General features: G+C 65.6%; 20 protein-coding genes and 1 pseudogene. 9 read left to right on the forward strand and 12 right to left on the reverse strand.

Features of this window, described 5'->3' with window-relative positions:
* Positions 1-49 precede the first annotated feature (49 nt).
* From ACRHIG_RS17550 to ACRHIG_RS17565, 4 genes are read left to right on the forward strand one after another with little or no spacing between them, the layout of a single operon-like run.
* Positions 50-1,234 carry a ferritin-like domain-containing protein gene (locus ACRHIG_RS17550; protein WP_489627264.1) on the forward strand — a complete coding sequence of 395 codons (1,185 nt, stop codon included), beginning with the start codon at positions 50-52 and terminating at the stop codon, positions 1,232-1,234.
* Positions 1,228-2,073 carry a hypothetical protein gene (locus tag ACRHIG_RS17555; RefSeq protein ID WP_489627265.1) on the forward strand — a complete coding sequence of 282 codons (846 nt, stop codon included), beginning with the start codon at positions 1,228-1,230 and terminating at the stop codon, positions 2,071-2,073. Before ACRHIG_RS17550 ends, ACRHIG_RS17555 begins: the two co-directional genes overlap by 7 nt.
* Positions 2,073-3,008: an MNIO family bufferin maturase gene (gene bufB / locus ACRHIG_RS17560; protein WP_489630824.1), complete on the forward strand. Its 936-nt coding sequence runs from the start codon at positions 2,073-2,075 to the stop codon at positions 3,006-3,008. Before ACRHIG_RS17555 ends, bufB begins: the two co-directional genes overlap by 1 nt.
* Positions 2,998-3,873: an HvfC/BufC family peptide modification chaperone gene (locus ACRHIG_RS17565; protein ID WP_489627266.1), complete on the forward strand. Its 876-nt coding sequence runs from the start codon at positions 2,998-3,000 to the stop codon at positions 3,871-3,873. Before bufB ends, ACRHIG_RS17565 begins: the two co-directional genes overlap by 11 nt.
* A 65-nt stretch (positions 3,874-3,938) precedes the next feature.
* Here the strand turns inward: ACRHIG_RS17565 and ACRHIG_RS17570 are convergent, their stop codons facing one another.
* From ACRHIG_RS17570 to ACRHIG_RS17620, 11 genes and pseudogenes are all read right to left on the reverse strand, one after another.
* Entirely contained in the window at positions 3,939-4,187 is a 249-nt protein-coding gene (locus ACRHIG_RS17570) for a DUF3297 family protein (protein WP_010398340.1), read from the reverse strand.
* Positions 4,188-4,367: 180 nt separating this feature from the next.
* Positions 4,368-4,697: a hypothetical protein gene (locus ACRHIG_RS17575; protein WP_489627267.1), complete on the reverse strand. Its 330-nt coding sequence runs from the start codon at positions 4,695-4,697 to the stop codon at positions 4,368-4,370.
* 194 nt (positions 4,698-4,891) lie between these two features.
* Positions 4,892-5,272 (reverse strand): annotated as a pseudogene (locus ACRHIG_RS17580) (GFA family protein); the annotation flags it as partial.
* A 30-nt stretch (positions 5,273-5,302) separates the two neighbouring features.
* Entirely contained in the window at positions 5,303-7,066 is a 1,764-nt protein-coding gene (locus ACRHIG_RS17585) for an ABC transporter ATP-binding protein (RefSeq protein ID WP_489627268.1), read from the reverse strand.
* Positions 7,063-7,620, reverse strand: a complete 558-nt coding sequence (locus ACRHIG_RS17590; RefSeq protein WP_489627269.1) for a thioredoxin domain-containing protein — start codon at positions 7,618-7,620, stop codon at positions 7,063-7,065. Before ACRHIG_RS17590 ends, ACRHIG_RS17585 begins: the two co-directional genes overlap by 4 nt.
* Positions 7,620-8,117, reverse strand: coding sequence for a MauE/DoxX family redox-associated membrane protein (locus tag ACRHIG_RS17595; protein WP_489627270.1), 498 nt, complete (start codon positions 8,115-8,117; stop codon positions 7,620-7,622). The genes ACRHIG_RS17590 and ACRHIG_RS17595 overlap by 1 nt, the downstream gene beginning before the upstream one ends.
* A gap of 5 nt (positions 8,118-8,122) precedes the next feature.
* The gene (locus ACRHIG_RS17600; protein WP_489627271.1) at positions 8,123-8,530 is read right to left on the reverse strand and encodes a hypothetical protein; all 408 of its coding nucleotides are present in this window, start codon (positions 8,528-8,530) and stop codon (positions 8,123-8,125) included.
* Positions 8,503-9,000, reverse strand: a complete 498-nt coding sequence (locus ACRHIG_RS17605; protein WP_489627272.1) for an SDH family Clp fold serine proteinase — start codon at positions 8,998-9,000, stop codon at positions 8,503-8,505. Before ACRHIG_RS17605 ends, ACRHIG_RS17600 begins: the two co-directional genes overlap by 28 nt.
* Positions 8,982-9,995 carry an ATP-grasp domain-containing protein gene (locus ACRHIG_RS17610; RefSeq protein ID WP_489627273.1) on the reverse strand — a complete coding sequence of 338 codons (1,014 nt, stop codon included), beginning with the start codon at positions 9,993-9,995 and terminating at the stop codon, positions 8,982-8,984. Before ACRHIG_RS17610 ends, ACRHIG_RS17605 begins: the two co-directional genes overlap by 19 nt.
* Positions 9,996-10,061: 66 nt before the next feature.
* Positions 10,062-10,256 (reverse strand): hypothetical protein, encoded by a 195-nt coding sequence (locus tag ACRHIG_RS17615; protein ID WP_489627274.1) that lies wholly within the window; start codon positions 10,254-10,256, stop codon positions 10,062-10,064.
* Between the two features lie 184 nt (positions 10,257-10,440).
* Complete coding sequence (locus tag ACRHIG_RS17620) at positions 10,441-10,629, reverse strand: hypothetical protein (RefSeq protein WP_475413800.1); 189 nt, start codon at positions 10,627-10,629, stop codon at positions 10,441-10,443.
* A gap of 301 nt (positions 10,630-10,930) precedes the next feature.
* Here ACRHIG_RS17620 and ACRHIG_RS17625 point away from each other — a divergent pair, with 301 nt between their 5' ends.
* From ACRHIG_RS17625 to ACRHIG_RS17635, 3 genes are all read left to right on the forward strand, one after another.
* Positions 10,931-11,311, forward strand: a complete 381-nt coding sequence (locus tag ACRHIG_RS17625) for a hypothetical protein (RefSeq protein WP_489627275.1) — start codon at positions 10,931-10,933, stop codon at positions 11,309-11,311.
* A 7-nt stretch (positions 11,312-11,318) separates the two neighbouring features.
* Complete coding sequence (locus ACRHIG_RS17630) at positions 11,319-11,648, forward strand: immunity protein Imm33 domain-containing protein (protein WP_489627276.1); 330 nt, start codon at positions 11,319-11,321, stop codon at positions 11,646-11,648.
* An 85-nt stretch (positions 11,649-11,733) separates the two neighbouring features.
* Positions 11,734-13,212, forward strand: a complete 1,479-nt coding sequence (locus ACRHIG_RS17635; RefSeq protein WP_489627277.1) for a serine hydrolase domain-containing protein — start codon at positions 11,734-11,736, stop codon at positions 13,210-13,212.
* Here the strand turns inward: ACRHIG_RS17635 and ACRHIG_RS17640 are convergent.
* Positions 13,209-13,790 carry a type 1 glutamine amidotransferase family protein gene (locus ACRHIG_RS17640; RefSeq protein ID WP_489627278.1) on the reverse strand — a complete coding sequence of 194 codons (582 nt, stop codon included), beginning with the start codon at positions 13,788-13,790 and terminating at the stop codon, positions 13,209-13,211. The genes ACRHIG_RS17635 and ACRHIG_RS17640 overlap by 4 nt on opposite strands.
* A 207-nt stretch (positions 13,791-13,997) precedes the next feature.
* Here ACRHIG_RS17640 and ACRHIG_RS17645 point away from each other — a divergent pair, with 207 nt between their 5' ends.
* On the forward strand, positions 13,998-14,585 hold the full coding sequence (locus ACRHIG_RS17645) for a hypothetical protein (protein ID WP_489627279.1): 588 nt from the start codon (positions 13,998-14,000) through the stop codon (positions 14,583-14,585).
* On the forward strand, positions 14,582-15,634 hold the full coding sequence (locus tag ACRHIG_RS17650; protein WP_489627280.1) for a phosphoethanolamine transferase: 1,053 nt from the start codon (positions 14,582-14,584) through the stop codon (positions 15,632-15,634). Before ACRHIG_RS17645 ends, ACRHIG_RS17650 begins: the two co-directional genes overlap by 4 nt.
* Positions 15,635-15,660 lie beyond the last annotated feature (26 nt).

Here is a 15,660-nt window from a genome sequence, read left to right on the forward strand (position 1 = left end):
CGCGGCGCGGCCCGATATCCGAAACGCATCCTTCCTGTGGAGAGACAGAATGAAAATGCCCGTTTTAGGAAGCACCCAGGCCGCCATCAGCAACCGTCCGCTCGACATGCTGGCCACCGACACTGCCGCCGTGCGCGCCATCGCCCAGGCGGCCGTCAGCGTGGAGCTGTTCACGATTCCCCTGTACATGGCCACCATGTATTCGATCCAGGGCACGCACCAGATCAACTCGAAAGGCATCACCTACTACGAAGGCCGCCAGTGGCCGGGCATGGGCACCACGGCGCGGCCCGAACTGAAGGAGCAGAAGGCTTTCAATATCATCTTCAGCGTCTTCATCCAGGAAATGCTGCACCTGCAGATGGCGGCCAACCTGGCCACGGCCATCGGCACGGCGCCATGCTTCACGGGCTCGGAGCTGCAGTCGCAGGACCACGGCTGGACCTGCTACGGCAAGGATTGCACGGTGATCCCGCACATCGTCGACTTGCAGGACACGGCCGATTACCGCCACGTGCGCGTCAACCTGGAAGAGCTGAACGACAACCAGTGCGACCTGTTCCTCGCCATCGAGCAGCCGGAACAGCAGGCGCGCGCCCAGCTGGCGAAGTTTGACGCGCACAACCACACCAAATATTTCCCCGAGGTACCGTTCGTGGGCTGGACGCCGGGCAAGCACGTGCATGACCTGCCCCTGTTCGGCACCATCGGCTACATGTATGAATGCTATGCACGCTACATCAGCATCGAATACACGGATGGCCAGACCTTGTGGCACAAGCTGTTCGTCAACGGCTCGGTGCAGCAGGACATGTTCAACAGCCAGGTGCAGGGCCATGCGCGGGCCGAGTTTCCCAAGTTCGACACCTGCTTCGGCCCGCAGGACCAGGATGGCGGCCAGGCGGGCTCGTTCAACAAGGCCATCGACATGATGGCGGCCATCACCGACCAGGGCGAGGGCAGCGATACGGCCATCCAGCGCTACCGCCGTGACGCGGCGCAGCGCCTGATGGCCGTGCAGCCCGACTACCGCGAAGACCTGGCCGCCCTGAAGTGCGATTACCCGTCCTACGCGAACAATGGCAAGGACGCCGAATCGCGCGATGCGGCCGCGCGCCACGACAGCGCCCCGTTCGACCATTACGAGCGCTTCGGCCAGGTCAAGGCCATGCTGCCCGTGCAGACCTGGGCCGGCTGGCATAGCGAAGGGGGCGCTGGAGCGAGGCCATGCTGACCAACGAGCGCTACAACCCGGCCACCGCGCCGAAGAACATCCCCGCGCCCGCTGCCGTGGCGGGCGCCCTGAACCGCCTGAAGGACGCCGGCGGCACCCTGCAAATGCTGAGCACGGTGGCCACGGGCGCCATCTATGGCATCACTTCCGTGCTGGACAAGTATTGGCTGAACCAGAAACTGGAGTTTCCGTATCCGTCGATGGTGGGCGCGGGCGACCGCATGGCCATCTGCTGGGCCGTGCTGGGCCAGGCGCCGAACCTGGCGACGGGCGTGCCGCTGGTCGAGAAGGGCGTGCTGTACCACGCCTGCCAGGGCATGCATCTGGAGGGCGAGGCGTCGTCCACCTGCGCCGCGCTGGCCGTCTACCACACCTGCCGCGGCTCCAACGGCTGCCACGCCCAGGGCGGCTGCGGCTTTGCCCAGCCCGATACGGGCGGCTCTTCCTGCTGCCACTCGGTCAAGGCTGCGGCGTCGCCTGGCAGCGAGTGCTACGTGCCGCCACCGCCGCCGGAAGACGATAAAGTCTACAGCGCGCCCAGCGACAACAAATGCGGCGGCTTCGGCGGCTGCGCCGTGCCGATTTCGGCATCGCAGCTGTATCCGAACACCACGAAGAAGGATCCGCCCGAGCCCGCCACCATGACCCTGTACGATTTCGGCCCCGCGCCCGACCACCACAGCATTCCGCTGGACCAGAGCATGCGCTTCGCGCTCGGCGACAATGTCTACGACAAGGCATGGGAAGCCTACGGCAAGGTGATGGCGGCGCGCGGCACGCCGGTGGGCGCGCCGCCGGCGCCCACCGACCTGCGCCTGGCCTTGCCGCCGTCGACTTGATGGCGGCCGTCAAGCCAGCGGCGCTTCCGCGCCTGGGCCTGCCGAACCTGGGCCTGGGCGTGGGGCTGCGCCCGCCCCATTACGCGCACATCCTGGAACACGGTCCGCAGGTGGACTGGTTCGAGATCATCAGCGAGAATTTCATCGACAACCACGGCTATGCGCGCCATGTGCTGGAGCAGGTGGCGGCGCAGGTGCCCATCGTCATGCATGGCGTGTCGCTGTCGATCGGCAGCAGCGATCCCCTGAGCCTGGCATATCTTCGCCAGCTGCGCCAGCTGGCCGCCGAGATCCGCCCCGCGTGGATTTCCGACCACCTGTGCTGGACGGGCGCCGCCTCGCTCAACAGCCATGACTTGCTGCCCTTGCCGCTGGACGAGGCCAGCCTGCGCCACGTGGGCGCGCGCGTGCGCCAGGTACAGGAATTCCTGGGCCGGCCCCTGATCCTGGAAAACCCCAGCACCTATGTGGAGTTTGCCCAGTCCAGCATGCCGGAATGGGAATTCCTGGGACGCCTGGCCGAGGAGACGGGTTGCGGACTCTTGCTCGACGTTAATAATGTCCACGTCAGCGCGCATAACCACGGCTATGACGCGGCCGCCTACATCCGCCAGCTGCCGCACGACCACATCGTGCAGATCCACCTGGCCGGGCCCACCGTCTGCGGCGCGATGCTGATCGACACGCACGACGCCCCCGTGCCGGCCGCCGTCTGGCGCCTGTACGCGCTGGCGCAGCAGCTGACGGGCGGCGTGTCGGCCCTGCTGGAATGGGATGCGGACATTCCGCCCTATCCGCAGCTGCTGGCTGAACTGGACAAGGCGCGCGCGGCCGGGCGGGGAGAATTCGCCGACGCGGCGCCCGCCACGGCCAAGATTGCCGCCGCCGTCCCGGCGCCGCTGGGCTTTCACCTGGAGGCCGCCCATGCCCCGTAGCACCGACGGCGACGCGCGCGCGGATGCACCGCTGGCGCAATTGCAGGCGTGGTTTTTGACTGCCATGACGGCGCCCGGCGGCGCAGCGCGGGGCGCGCAGCTGGCCAGCGAGCGCCACGGCTTGACGCAGGAGCAAGTGCTGAAACGGGCGCGGGGCGGGCCGGCGCCGCTGCACATCCATGCGGACGGCTACGTGCAGCGCCTGCTCGAATGCCTGCAGGCCGACTATCCCGTCTTGCGCAAGGTCATGGGCGACGAGTTGTTCGCCTTCTTTGCCCGCGCCTATGTCTGGCGCCACCCGTCCGCGTCGCCCACCCTGTACGACCTGGGCGGCGGCTTTGCCGATTTTCTCGCCGCCAGCCAGGGCGCGGCCGGCGCGCAGGGGACGGCCTTGCGCTTTCCCGTCGAACTGGCGCGGCTGGAGCGGGCGCGCAGCGAGGCGGGCAGGGCGCCGGGGCTGGAAAAGCGGGCGCTGCCCGTCCTGCCGTCCGGCTTGGACTTGCTGTTGGGAAATGCACCGGCCTGGCGCCTGGCGCCGTGCACGCGGCTGCTGGCCCTGTCATTTCCCTTGTGTGCATTCTGGCAACAGGTGCAGGCCGCGCCGGACGCTGCCGTGCCGGCCCAGCCGCAGGCCAGTCCCGCTTACGTGGCCATTTCGCGCATGCATTACCGGCTTGCCATGCACGAGCTGCAGCCCTGGCAGTTTGACTGCCTGCAGGCGCTGGCCGGCGGCGCGCCGCTGGCACAGTGCGCGCAGCGGGCGGCACAGTCCAGCGGCAGGGCGCCGGACGAGGTGCTGGCGGACGCCATGCTGTGGCTGCCCATGGCGGCCGCGGCCGGGTTGGTCAGCAGCGGCGATACCTGAGCGGAAAGCGGCGGACGCAAAAAAGGCCGATGAAAATCGGCCTCGATGGGAGCGAACAGCTGCGCTTAGCGGTAAAACGCTTCAACTTTGCCTTTCAGCTTGATCTGCAGCGGACGGCCGCGGCGGTCGAGGGACTTGGTGGATGCGACCTTGATCCAGCGTTCGCTGATGCAATATTCTTCCACGTCAAGACGTTCCTTGTCGTTGAAGCGGATGCCGACGTCGTTCTCGAACACGGCTGCAACGTGGTAAGGGCTGCTCGGGTCGATCGACAGGCGATCGGGCAATGGGGGTAAGGTAGTGGTATCGTTCATGGGCGTAATTATCGCCCAGAATGCCGATCCAGACAACGGCCTTTCGCGCGCCATCTGTGTGGGCGGGTGGAAAATAGCGGGGCGGCCGTAGCACACCCATGGAGCGGCACGGCCACGCCGCACCGGTCCATGCTGCTACGGATGACCGGCTGACTTGCCGGCAATCACACTGCCCGGGAATCAGGATTTGTCGTCATTCTTGTGGCTTTGACGTCCCGCTTCCACGTGCTGCTCGTGCGTGCCGCCCCGAGAACCGGAGCCGGAACCCGATTGTTCGCTGCCGCTGCCGCTCCTGCCTTGGCCCGATTGCTGGCCCGACTGCTGCGAACCCGATTGCCTGTCGCCGTCATTCTTGTGGCTTTGGCGGCCCGCTTCCACATGCTGCTCGTGCGTGCCGCCCTGGGTGCCGCCCGACGATTGGCGGCTGCCGGACTGTTTGTCCGACTGTTGGCTGCCCGATTGTTGTTTGTCCGATTGGCTGCCGGATTTGTCGTTGCTGTTCGAAGTCATGGTCATTCCCCTATGGTTAGTCTGCGTCATCATCCGGTCCGACATTGGGGCGGATGCTCCTGCCTGCGCTCCGGCGCCGTGCGGCACCGTTGCGACGATTCTCGCCGCCCGCGTCGGGCTTAACCATAGGGACACTCCTTGCCGCCACGTAGGAAAACTCCGTGGTAGCTGACAACCATTTCTTAATTTCATGATTACAGATGCCGCGTTTCCTGCGGCGGCGTGTCCCAGTCGTCATGCCAGCCATCGACAAAGGTGACGGGCGCCCGGGCCAGTTCGGCCACCGCCGCATCGTCGAGGCAGTTCACGCCGATGCCGACAAACGGGCCGCTGCGGGGCGAATCGCCGCGGCCAAACGGGCGCACCCCGCAGTGGCGGCAAAAATAGTGGCGTTCGCGGCCGGCGCCGAAGCGGTATTCGCTCAAGGCCTCCTCGCCGGCCAGCAAGCGGAAGTCAGCGGGCGGTACCTGGCTGGCCCAGCAGCGGATCTTCAGGCAATAGGAACAGTTGCAGCGCAGGCTGGGGGCCGCCAGGTCGATCTCGGCCGCGAAGCGCACGGTGCCGCAGTGGCAGCTGCCACGGTAGGTTTTTTCATCGTGCCCACTCTACAGCGTGGCCGTGCTGTCATGCAACTGCTGGAATTGCGACAGCTGCTGCTGCATCAGCCGCGCATACTGGCCGCCCGCGCGCAGCAGCTGGGCGTGCGTGCCTTGCTGGCAAATCCGGCCCTTGTCCATGACGATGATGCGGTCGGCCTTGACGATGGTGGAAAAGCGGTGGGCGATGATGATGGTGGTGCGCCCTTGCATCAGGGTATCGAGCGCCCGCTGCACCAGCTGTTCGCTGGCCGCGTCGAGCGCGCTGGTGGCTTCGTCCAGAATCAGGATTTTCGGCGCGCGCAGGATGGCGCGGGCAATCGCGATGCGCTGCTTCTGTCCGCCGGACAATTGCACGCCCCGTTCGCCCACCACGGTGTCGTAGCCATCCGGAAACGCCTCGATGAAGTCGTGCGCGTGCGCCAGGCGCGCCGCCGCCAGCATTTCGTCGCGCGTCACCTGGCGGTCCGGCACGGCAAAGGCGATATTGTCCGCGATGCTGCCGGAAAACAGGGCCGGTTCCTGCTCCACCACGGCCATCTGGCGCCGCAGCTGCGCCAGGCCCAGCACGCGCGCATCGATGCCGTCGAACAGCAGGCTGCCGGCCCCTGGCTGATAGTGGCCCAGCACCAGGCTGGCGATGGTGGACTTGCCCGCGCCCGAGGCGCCCACCAGCGCGATCTTTTCCCCGGCGCGGATGGACAGGCTGACGCCGTCGAGGGCCGTCGCCTGCATCCGTTCCGGGTAGGAAAAGCGCACATCGCGCAGCGCGATATGGCCGGCCAGCGGCGGCTGCGGCGCCGCCTCGGGCACGGGACGGTGGCTGCGCAGGATCTCGAAGATGCGGTCGGTCGAGCCCATGGTGCGCATCCAGGTGTTCCAGAATTCGCTGATGGAGCCAGCCGTGTCCGTCACCATGCTGGCATAGATGACGAAGGCCGTCAGCTGGCCCACCGTCAGCTGGCCCTGGCCGATCAGATGGCCGCCGAAGCACAGGGTGGTCAGCAGGGCCAGGAAGGCGAGCAGCCCCTGCGCGCCCTGGAACACGGCCAGCAGCCGCGTGCCGGCCAGCGACACATCGAGCAGTTGCCGCATGGCTTGCGCATAGCGGGCCATGGCGCCGCCTTGCTGGTTGAACGCCTGCACCAGGCGCGCATGGGCAAAATATTCCTGCGCCACCTTGCCGCTGGCGGCCAGGCTGGCGGAAATGGCCCGCGAACGCAGCCGGTAGTTGCTGCCAGACAACTTGCCGAAATACAGGCTGATGGGAATGAACAGGGCCAGCGGCAGGCTCAGCATGGGTGACAGCTGCAGCAGCATGGCGATGCCGCCCAAAAACACGCACAGCGAGCGCAGGGCATTGGCCGCGCCGATGGTCAGGCTTTCGTGCAGGGCCGAGACGTCGGACGTGAGCCGACTGTTCAGCTCGCCGCCATGGTGCTTGTCGAAGAAGGCGATGGGCTGGTTGATCACCACGTCGAACAGGCGCCGGCGCACGCCCATGACGACCATGTGGCCGCTTGACTGCAGCAGGTAGAAGCGGGCGGCCGAGGCCAGCGCATACAGCACGCTGAAGGCCAGCATGGCGGCCGCCATGCCCGGCGTGATGCCGCGCCGGGTCAGTTCCGCCACGTGGTCGATGAAATACGCGATGGCTTGCGGAAAGGCCAGCTGCGCGCCCACGGTGAGGGCCATGCACAGCAGGCCGGCGGCGATGCGCCAGCGCACGGGGTACAGCAGGCGCAGGCGTTCCAGGTGGGGAGCGGCATTCATGCCGCCTGCTCCTCGGGACGTGCTTCCTGTTCCAGCTGCTGCGCCAGGGCCAGCCAGTCTTCGTCGCCGATCAGGCCGCTCGCCTCAAGCATGCCCTCATGGTTGACAAAAAGATAGGATGGAGAGCTCATCAGCGGATTCAGGCGCCGGTAGTCGCGCAGGCTGACGCGTGCCGCCGCCGCCCGCAAGGGGCCGTCGGGCAGGAAGGCACGCAGGCGGCGCGGCGCTTCCTCGCTGAGCAGCCACACGGCCAGGCCTGCATCCCGCGCCAGCGGCAGCAGCCGTTCGATGCCGGCCAGCTTTTCCGCGCATTTCGGGCAGCGGCTGGCGAGGAACAGCAGCACGGCCGCCTGGCCGGGGGCACCCGGCTGGAAACGCGCGCCGCCGGCCAGCGCGCGGGCTTGCACAGCAGGCAGTGGCTGGCCCGGCTCCAGCGCCATGGGCGCCAGCCTTTCGCGGCGGCTGGCGCGCAGCACGGCCAGGCTGAGCCAGATATTGCCGGCGATGGCGAACGCCAGCGCCGCCAGCACCAGTTGCAATGTGGTGGCATCCATCAGTCCGCCTTTGCCAGGGTGGCGATGTCGTGCAGGGAAATGATGGCCACGCAGGCGATGGCGGCCAGGCCGGCTGCCAATACAGTGGTGGCCACGGGCAAGGCCGCTTCCTGCGCCAGCGCACAGTAGGCGCCGTTGATCCCGACCGCCAGCACGTTGCGCAGCAGGTCGTACTGCGAGACGGGCCGCGCCGCTTCGCCGAAGCAGCTGCAGCGCACCACGCTGTGCGTGAAGTAGCGCCAGGCCAGCACGGCGGTGAGGGTACTGAGCAGCAATAGCGACAGCAGCATCGGCAGATGCGTGCCGCCGGCCAGTATCCAGCCCGCCAGCAGCAGTTCGGCCGTGACCAGTGCTGGCGCGGCCCAGGCAGCGGAGGCGGGCGGCAGGCCGAACGAGGTGGCCAGGTTGCCGCGGAAGGCAGCATAGCTGCGCAGCTTGCCCACCCCGGCCGCCAGCAGCAGCAAGGCGATGCAGCAGCGCGCAGTATCAGATAGCAATGCCGTCAGCATGGCGGCTGCGCTTGCGTAGTCCACAGGGGCGCGAAGCCGCCCGGACGCTGGCGCCGCAGCTGCACGCCGTCGCGCGAGGCCAGCAGCGCATCGTTCCACGCCTCGTCGGGCGCGCTGCGCAGGGCGCCGCCTATGCTCGCCTGCAACTGGACCGAGATGGCCCAGCCCAGCCGTTCAGCCTGGGCATCGCGCGCCATGTTCAGCCCCAGCTGGGCCAGCTCTTCGCGCGTCAGGGCATAGTTGTGCGAGTGGTATCCGGTCACCAGTTGCGCGACGATGGCGCGCCGCGCCTCTGGCGTGGCATCGGGCAATTGCCACGCCAGCAATTCCTCGCCGATCTGCGCCAGTTCCAGCGTGGTGCGGTAAAAGGCCGTCAGGGACGGGGAAAGATGCTGCCGCACAGCAGGGACAAGGATTGCTGGCGCGCTTCGCCGGCATCGACGCCGAACCACTGCTGCGCCATGTCGCCGAAGACCTTGATGTCCAGGCTGGACATTGAGCCGCCGTCCACGCCGTCGAGCTGCGGGTCGATGGGCGAGAACAGGGCCAGGTCGCCGGCGATGATTTCGTCGGCGCCCAGGGCCAGCAGGGTGGCGGCCGACTGGCAGTGGAAGGGGACGATAAAGCTCAGGTGGCGCGCATGCTGGCGCAGCAGCAGGGCGATGCGGCGTGCCGCGTTGACGATGCCGCCCCGTCCGTGCAGCACCACGTCGAGGCGCGCCACGGGGCCGATGCCCTGGCACAGCTGGTACAGGGCGGGCAGCAGTTCCATGTCCAAGTGCGAGGCGGCCAGGACGATGGCGCGGCTGTCGCGCGCCTGCTCCAGTGCGCACAGCTGCGCCGGCAGCAGGGTCAGGTCTGGCTGTGGCATACGGCTCCTTCGATCAGGGTATCGGCCACGCTTTCCAGCAGGGGCAGGTCGGGCAGCAGTTGTTGCACATATAAAAATTGCCCGACAGGATTGTTTTCCAGGAAAACATACTCGCCCTCGGGCGTGACGATCAGGTCCAGCGCGCCGTACTCGAGACCATAGCTGTGCACGAAAGCGAGGCAGCGCTGGTGTATCTCGTCCGGCAAGGTGGTCGCCTCATAGCGGATGGGCGCCGACATGTCGCGCGAATCGATGGCCGTGCGCGCATCGTCCTGGGAATACAGGCGGGCGGCAAACAGTTTCTGGCCTATCACGGTGATGCGCAGTTCGTATTGCTTGGCGATATATTCCTGGAACTGGCAGCTCAGTTCGCCGACGGCGTCCAGGCTGTCGAGCATGGCGTCGTCGACGACGGTGGTGCCGATGCCCGCGCTGACCCTGTCTGCATCCTCGACGGTTTCGGCCGCCAGGGTGGGCGTGGACATGCTCTTGAAAATGATGGGCCCGCCAACGGCGGCGCGGAAAGCGCGCACGTCGTCGGGCACGTTGCTGATCACGGTGGCGGGCACGCGAAAACCCATGCGCGCGGCCCTTTCCAGCTGTTCGCCCTTCCATTGCGCGCCGCGCAGGGCGAGAGGATGGCTGAGCCAGTAGCAATCGAGTCCGTACAGCACGCTGAAGATGGCTTGCTCCGTTTCCAGCAGGGCGTAGGCGCGCTCCTGCGGCGTCAGGTCGGCGCTGGCGTAGGCATAGTCGGCCGGCTTGCGCAGCCAGACGGCGCCCACTTGCCGCAGGTCCAGCCAGTCGCCGTCGGGCAGGCGGCGCAGGCGCGCGCTGGCCTGGCCGCCCAGCAGGCGCTGGCACAGCTGGTAATCGCGGGGGAAGGCATCGAGGTCGATACGGAAGGGGGCATGGCCGCGGGCGGCCAGGATACGGGAAACCAGGTCGGCATGCAAATCGCCGCTATGGCTGATAATCAATACCTTTTTATGCATTCAGGGGCCTGCGGCGAAGGAAAATAAAAGGCCTTGCCGTGGCAAGGCCTTCAGTTGGCTACGGTATCAGCAATACACGCCCGTATCGTTGGGCGCAAAGCGCGAACTGTCGCGCAGATTGTAATCTTCCGGATCGCCGTAATACGTGCAGCCGGCCACGGCTACGCCATCGCGCACCTGCCATGGTTGCCTGACTTCCTTGCCTGCCTCCTTTTCCGCCAGTTTGAAAGCAAACAGCTTGGTTTCTTTTTTATCGTGCATGAGATCCTCTATTAATGGTGGTGTTTCGATTTTTGCCGATAGCTACTTTTAAAAAATGGAATCTCCAATTGAAAGGCGTTGATATATTCATCGCGCGCGGAAAAGCCGCGCCGCACGGCGCCAGTTTGAATATGGGAGAATATAGGCAAGCCCCGCGCCCGGCGGGGTTATGGCGTGCCGGGAATCAGCAATACTGGCCGCTGTCGTTCGGCTTGAGGCGCGAAGAGTCGCGATATTGATCATTGGTGCCGACCGCGGTGCAGCCGGCAACGGCGACGCCGTCGCGCACTTTCCAGACGGTGGCGGGCGCCGCTTGTTTTTCTACCTGTTTCTCAGCCAGCTTGAACGCGAACAATTTGGTTTGGTTTTGCATTGTACTATCCTCTTGTGATGGTTAAGTACTGCTTGCGCTGTATGCCATGGTATATGGCCATTCGATATTAGCGCCGGAATAAATAGGCGTCAACTCGAATTGAATCGTATTCGCGATTATATTTCCAGGATACTCACCAAATATCACGCGGTTCATTTATATTATTGCGGTGCGGTAGATAATAAAATGACGCTTTAAATAAGGGGTGGGCCGTTTGATTATGAATGCGAAACGGATCGACCATGGCCGCGGCGAGGCACTATAATGGCGCCTGTTGAATGGATAAGGCAGGAGTCACTCTATGGAAATGGCGGTTACCGACAGCCTGCGGCAGCTGGCATACGCGCAGGCCGCGGCCTTCGTGCAAACGCTCGATCGGCGCGATCCTGTTGCGCTGCAACGCGACTGGGGCCTGTCGCCGGCCGTGGCCGCGGAGATCGTCGACATGCTCGACAGTTATTTTGCGCGGGCAGCGGCCCTGTCCCTGGCGCCGCTCGCGCAAGCGTTTGTGCCGGGCAAGGGCGGCCGTCCCGGCGTCGACGTGTATGCCACCGACGCCGGCCCGCTGGGCCTGGAATGCCTGCTGCTGGCCGACGGCAAGCCGGGCGAAGCGATCTTGCACCTGGAAATGTCCGGCCACGATGGCGCGCTGCGCCTGCATTACCGATACATCGGATCCTGAGAGCACCATGACTGAACTGATCAGCGAAACACAGCAACGCATCTGCGACAAATTCGGCTTGCCGGCGCAGGCGCCCGAGCCCATGGTGGCCCTGGCCATCGGCAGTCTGGCGCAGTCGCCCATCTACGGCACGCGCATCGTGCTGCCGGAAAACGGCACCATCAGCTGGTTCATCCACTGCGGCGAACACGATGACGCCAGCGGCTTTTACCAGGCCCTGCATGCGGAGCACCTGCACGAGATGCTGCCGCAGGTGGTCGATTACCTGGCCTTGCCCAGCGGCGCCAAGTTCATCCTCGACCGCGAAGGCTACGAGGACGTGTGGCTGGAAGAGTAACTTTCTTACAGGCAAGATTGTCGTTGACGTTAATAAATAGGTATGGGATGCTGCGGTTCCGTTTTCTCTCGTCGAAAGCCGCATCTTGAAGCCACGTCTCCCGTCCGTCCTGCTCGTCATGGCGCTTGCCGCCGTGGCAGCTCCCGTCACCTCGCTCGCCACTGCCGCCCCCGCCAGCCCATCCCAGGCATCGCGCGCGGAACAGGACATCGCCGCCTTTGTGCGCAGCGAAATGCGGGAGCGCCAGATTCCTGGGCTGCAACTAGCCGTGATCCAGCACGGCAAGGTCGTGCTGAAGCGCAATTTCGGCCTGGCCAGCCTGCAATACCAGGTGCCGGTGACGGACGCCAGCCTGTTTTCCATCAACTCGGCCACCAAGGCGTTTGCGGGCGTGGCCGTGATGCAGCTGGTGCAAGAGGGCAAGGTCGACCTGGCCGCGCCCATCGGCCGGTACCTGACGGGGCTGCCTGTAGCCTGGCAAGCCGTGACGGTGACGCAATTGCTCAACCATACCTCCGGCTTGCCCGACGTGCTGGACCAGCGCAGCGGCAAGCTGGTGGGGGCGCAGCCGGACGACGCCGCTGCGGCGTGGACGGCCGTGCAGGCGCTGCCCGTGGAAGCGCCGCCTGGCCAGCGCTACCGCTACAACCAGACCAATTACGTGTTGCTGGCGCAATTGATCGAGCAGCAGGGCGGCCAGCCCTTTACCAGCTTCATCCAGCGCCGGCAGTTCGGCGTGGCGGGCATGCCGCACAGCGGTTTTGGCGATGCGAAGGACGTGGTCGTGGGCAAGGCCAGTTCCTACGTGCTGGACCGGGGCGGCAACGGCTACCGCAACGTGATCGAGGACTTTCCCGTCTTCATGCGCGCCGGCGCTGGCATCAACAGCAATGCGGGCGAACTGGCCAACTGGCTCATCGCGCTGCAATCGGGGCGCTTGCTGGCGCCCGCCAGTGTGGAACGGCTGTGGCAGCCGACCAGCTTGAACGACGGCAAGCCGGCGCCGTGGGCGCTGGGCTGGCCCAGCATCGGTCGCGCTGCGCACCGCGCCGTGGCCGGCATCGGCGGTGGCCGCTCGGCCTTCTATGTGTATCCCGACGATGGCCTGGCCGTCATTATCCTCAGCAACCTGGCTGGCGGCCAGCCGGAGCAGCTGATCGACACCGTCGCCGGCTTTTACCTTCCCGCCCTGCGCCAGCAGCGCGGCGGCGCGTATGCCGCGCATTTATTGCGCAACAAGGCGGCCAGTACCGGCTTTGACGGGCTGGAACAGAAACTGGCCGCCATCCGGCGCCAGCATGGATTGCCTGAACCCGCCGAAGACGACCTGAATGCCTGGGGCTACCGCCTGCTGGGCCGGCAGCAGCCGAAACAGGCGGTCGCCGTCTTCCAGCTGGGCGTGCAACTGTATCCGCAAGGGGCGAATGGCCACGACAGCCTGGCCGAAGCGTACGAGGCCGATGGCGCGCCGGCGCTGGCCGTCACGCATTACCGCCGTTCGCTGGAGCTGGATCCGGGCAACACGCACGCCGTGGCGCGCCTGCGCGTGCTGGCCGCCGATTAGCGCGCCGCAGCGGCCTGGCCGTGCTCGGACCCGTGCATGGCCAGGTAAGCCGTCAGGTTGTCGTCGGCGATGCCCAGGCTGCGCAGCACTTCCCGCGTAAAACTGACGGGCGCCGTGCCCGGTGCCGTGACGATGCGCTGGTCGGCCACGGCCCACGGCACGTCCTGGTACAGGGCGGCGCCCGCATAGCCGGTGTCCATCAGGTTGGCGGCGCCGTTGGACGTATGGCGCACGGTGTCGAGCACGCCCGCCTGCGCCAGCACGCGCGTGCCGTCGCAAATGCCGGCCAGCACCACGCCCTTGTCGCGCGCGGCGCGCAGCAACGGACCCAGATCGGGCGCCTTGCCGCTTTGCCAGTGGCTGCCGCCGCACACCATCAGCAAGTCGAGTTCCTCGAGCGAAATGGCTTCCAGCGCCAGTTGCGGCGTGACCAGCATGCCGCCGGACGAGGTGACGGGCAAGCCGCCCGGCGTGGCGAACTGCGTGTAGAAGCCGTAGTACAGACGCGCCGTGGAGTTGATCAGGGCGGTTTCCCAATCGGCAAAATTCTCGGTCAGTATGGTGATGGCACGTGTCATGAAAAAGTCCTGTCGCAGGTGGAGATATCAATATGAATACAGGCTGGCTGGCCTGCTCGTGACGAAAGCATAATGAAAAGCACTGACAATTTCTGTCAGGAGCGCGCCTGCATCATAAGCGCGCAGGAAATAATGATACAAGTTGCAATAGACTGCGCTACAATCGCTGGCCCGCCTCCCCTTGAATACCTGTTACCCATCGCTTCCATGCTGATTCTGTTTTGCCGTGTCCTGCTCAGCATTGCTGGCCTGTTGCTGTTTTTCCTCTTCGATCAGTTAAGCGCGAACGAATGCCTGAAATTGAGCGTCTTGCTGGCGGCCTTTCTGCTGGGCGTGGGCGGCGTGCTGCAGGCTTGGCGCGGCAATGCCGGCGCCAGCGCGGTCACCGTGCTGCTGCGCGTCGTCGTGCCCGTGTTTTACCTCGATGCCGCCATCAAGGGGTTTTTGCGTGGCTATTTTGGCATGCGGCCCAATCCCAATGCCGTTTTACAGGCCATGTTTGCGACAGATCAAGCGGAAACGGGAGAATTTTTTCTGCACAACAGCGTCGCCCTGGCGCAAGCGGCCGGCTGGTTTGTGCTCGTGACGGCGGCCGTGCTGCTGGCCGACCGCCAGCTGCAGCGCTGGCAGGGCGCGCGCGCCAGCAGCGCGCCGGGCCTGCCGCACAAAGCCTTTGCCGCCGGCATGGCCGTGTTTCTCGTGCTGCTGCACGTCAACACCACCATGCGGCGCGAAAATCCGGCCTTGTTCTGGCCCTGCGCTACCAGCAGTACAGTGCGCAGCTGGACGCGATGAAAGCGATGCAGCATGCGCTGACGGCGGCCATGGCCGCGCCGCGCGACTGGAACGTGCACTATGCGGGCGAGGACGCCCGCACCGTCATCCTCGTGATCGGCGAAAGCACCAACCGCGCCTCAATGTCGCTGTACGGTTATCCGCGCGCCACCACGCCCCGGCTCGACGCCATGCGGGCTAAGCTGCTGGTCTTCAACGACGTCATTTCGCCGGCCGCCAGCACGGTGGAATCGATGATGACGATGCTGACGCCGGCCGATATCGGCAACCCCGATGCGTGGATGGCCAAGCCGAATCTGCTGATGCTGGCCGAAGCGGCCGGCTACAAGACGTTCTGGGTCTCGAACCAGACGCGCAACGATGGCTGGATCGGGCTGCTGGCGGGCGAGGCCGACGAAAGCGATTTCATCAACTACGGCACTGGCCGCGGCGAAAACAATTTTGACGGCAACCTGTTCCAGCCGTTCGCCCATGCGCTGCGCGACGCGGCGCCGAAAAAGCTCATCGTCGTGCACTTGCTGGGCGCGCATCCCAGCTATGACATGCGCTATCCCCGCCGCTTCGCCCATTTCGACCAGGCGCATGACGCCGTCAGCGCGCAGATGGCCAGCCAGGGCAGGTCCAGCTGGATACGCAACCAGCGCGACGAGTACGACAACGCCATCCGCTACGGCGATTACGTGCTGGGCACCCTGATCGGCATGGCGGAGCAAGCCAAGACCGATCGCGCCGCCTCGCTGCTGTTCGTCTCCGACCATGGGCAGGAAGTGGGCTACAGCCGCAATCACGCGGGCCATTCCGCATCGGACAAGAGCGGCTATGAAATTCCCATGTTGATCTGGGATAACCAGCAAGCGCCGCAGTCGACGGCCGCGCGCGCCGCGCTGGAAAGCCGGCCGTATCAGACGGACAAGCTCGATGCGACCGTGCTGGGCCTGCTGAAGATCGAAACGCGCTATTACGCCGCGCACGACGATATCCTCAGCGGCGCCTTTCAGCCCGTGCAGCGCTTCATGAATGGCTTGCAGTACCAGCGCGGCCGCCAATGAAGAAGGCCCGGCGCCGCCGCGGGAAG

This window comes from Janthinobacterium sp. C22 (genome assembly GCF_057919405.1).

Coding starts and splice junctions, on each gene's coding strand:
- ACRHIG_RS17645 (WP_489627279.1), top strand. CDS start 13,998: ATGCTGATTCTGTTTTGCCGTGTCCTGCTCAGCATTGCTGGCCTGTTG.
- ACRHIG_RS17570 (WP_010398340.1), bottom strand. CDS start 4,187: ATGAACGATACCACTACCTTACCCCCATTGCCCGATCGCCTGTCGATC.
- ACRHIG_RS17550 (WP_489627264.1), top strand. CDS start 50: ATGAAAATGCCCGTTTTAGGAAGCACCCAGGCCGCCATCAGCAACCGT.
- ACRHIG_RS17610 (WP_489627273.1), bottom strand. CDS start 9,995: ATGCATAAAAAGGTATTGATTATCAGCCATAGCGGCGATTTGCATGCC.
- ACRHIG_RS17605 (WP_489627272.1), bottom strand. CDS start 9,000: ATGCCACAGCCAGACCTGACCCTGCTGCCGGCGCAGCTGTGCGCACTG.
- bufB (WP_489630824.1), top strand. CDS start 2,073: ATGGCGGCCGTCAAGCCAGCGGCGCTTCCGCGCCTGGGCCTGCCGAAC.
- ACRHIG_RS17585 (WP_489627268.1), bottom strand. CDS start 7,066: ATGAATGCCGCTCCCCACCTGGAACGCCTGCGCCTGCTGTACCCCGTG.
- ACRHIG_RS17615 (WP_489627274.1), bottom strand. CDS start 10,256: ATGCACGATAAAAAAGAAACCAAGCTGTTTGCTTTCAAACTGGCGGAA.
- ACRHIG_RS17650 (WP_489627280.1), top strand. CDS start 14,582: ATGAAAGCGATGCAGCATGCGCTGACGGCGGCCATGGCCGCGCCGCGC.
- ACRHIG_RS17555 (WP_489627265.1), top strand. CDS start 1,228: ATGCTGACCAACGAGCGCTACAACCCGGCCACCGCGCCGAAGAACATC.
- ACRHIG_RS17565 (WP_489627266.1), top strand. CDS start 2,998: ATGCCCCGTAGCACCGACGGCGACGCGCGCGCGGATGCACCGCTGGCG.
- ACRHIG_RS17590 (WP_489627269.1), bottom strand. CDS start 7,620: ATGGATGCCACCACATTGCAACTGGTGCTGGCGGCGCTGGCGTTCGCC.
- ACRHIG_RS17630 (WP_489627276.1), top strand. CDS start 11,319: ATGACTGAACTGATCAGCGAAACACAGCAACGCATCTGCGACAAATTC.
- ACRHIG_RS17640 (WP_489627278.1), bottom strand. CDS start 13,790: ATGACACGTGCCATCACCATACTGACCGAGAATTTTGCCGATTGGGAA.
- ACRHIG_RS17575 (WP_489627267.1), bottom strand. CDS start 4,697: ATGACTTCGAACAGCAACGACAAATCCGGCAGCCAATCGGACAAACAA.
- ACRHIG_RS17625 (WP_489627275.1), top strand. CDS start 10,931: ATGGAAATGGCGGTTACCGACAGCCTGCGGCAGCTGGCATACGCGCAG.
- ACRHIG_RS17620 (WP_475413800.1), bottom strand. CDS start 10,629: ATGCAAAACCAAACCAAATTGTTCGCGTTCAAGCTGGCTGAGAAACAG.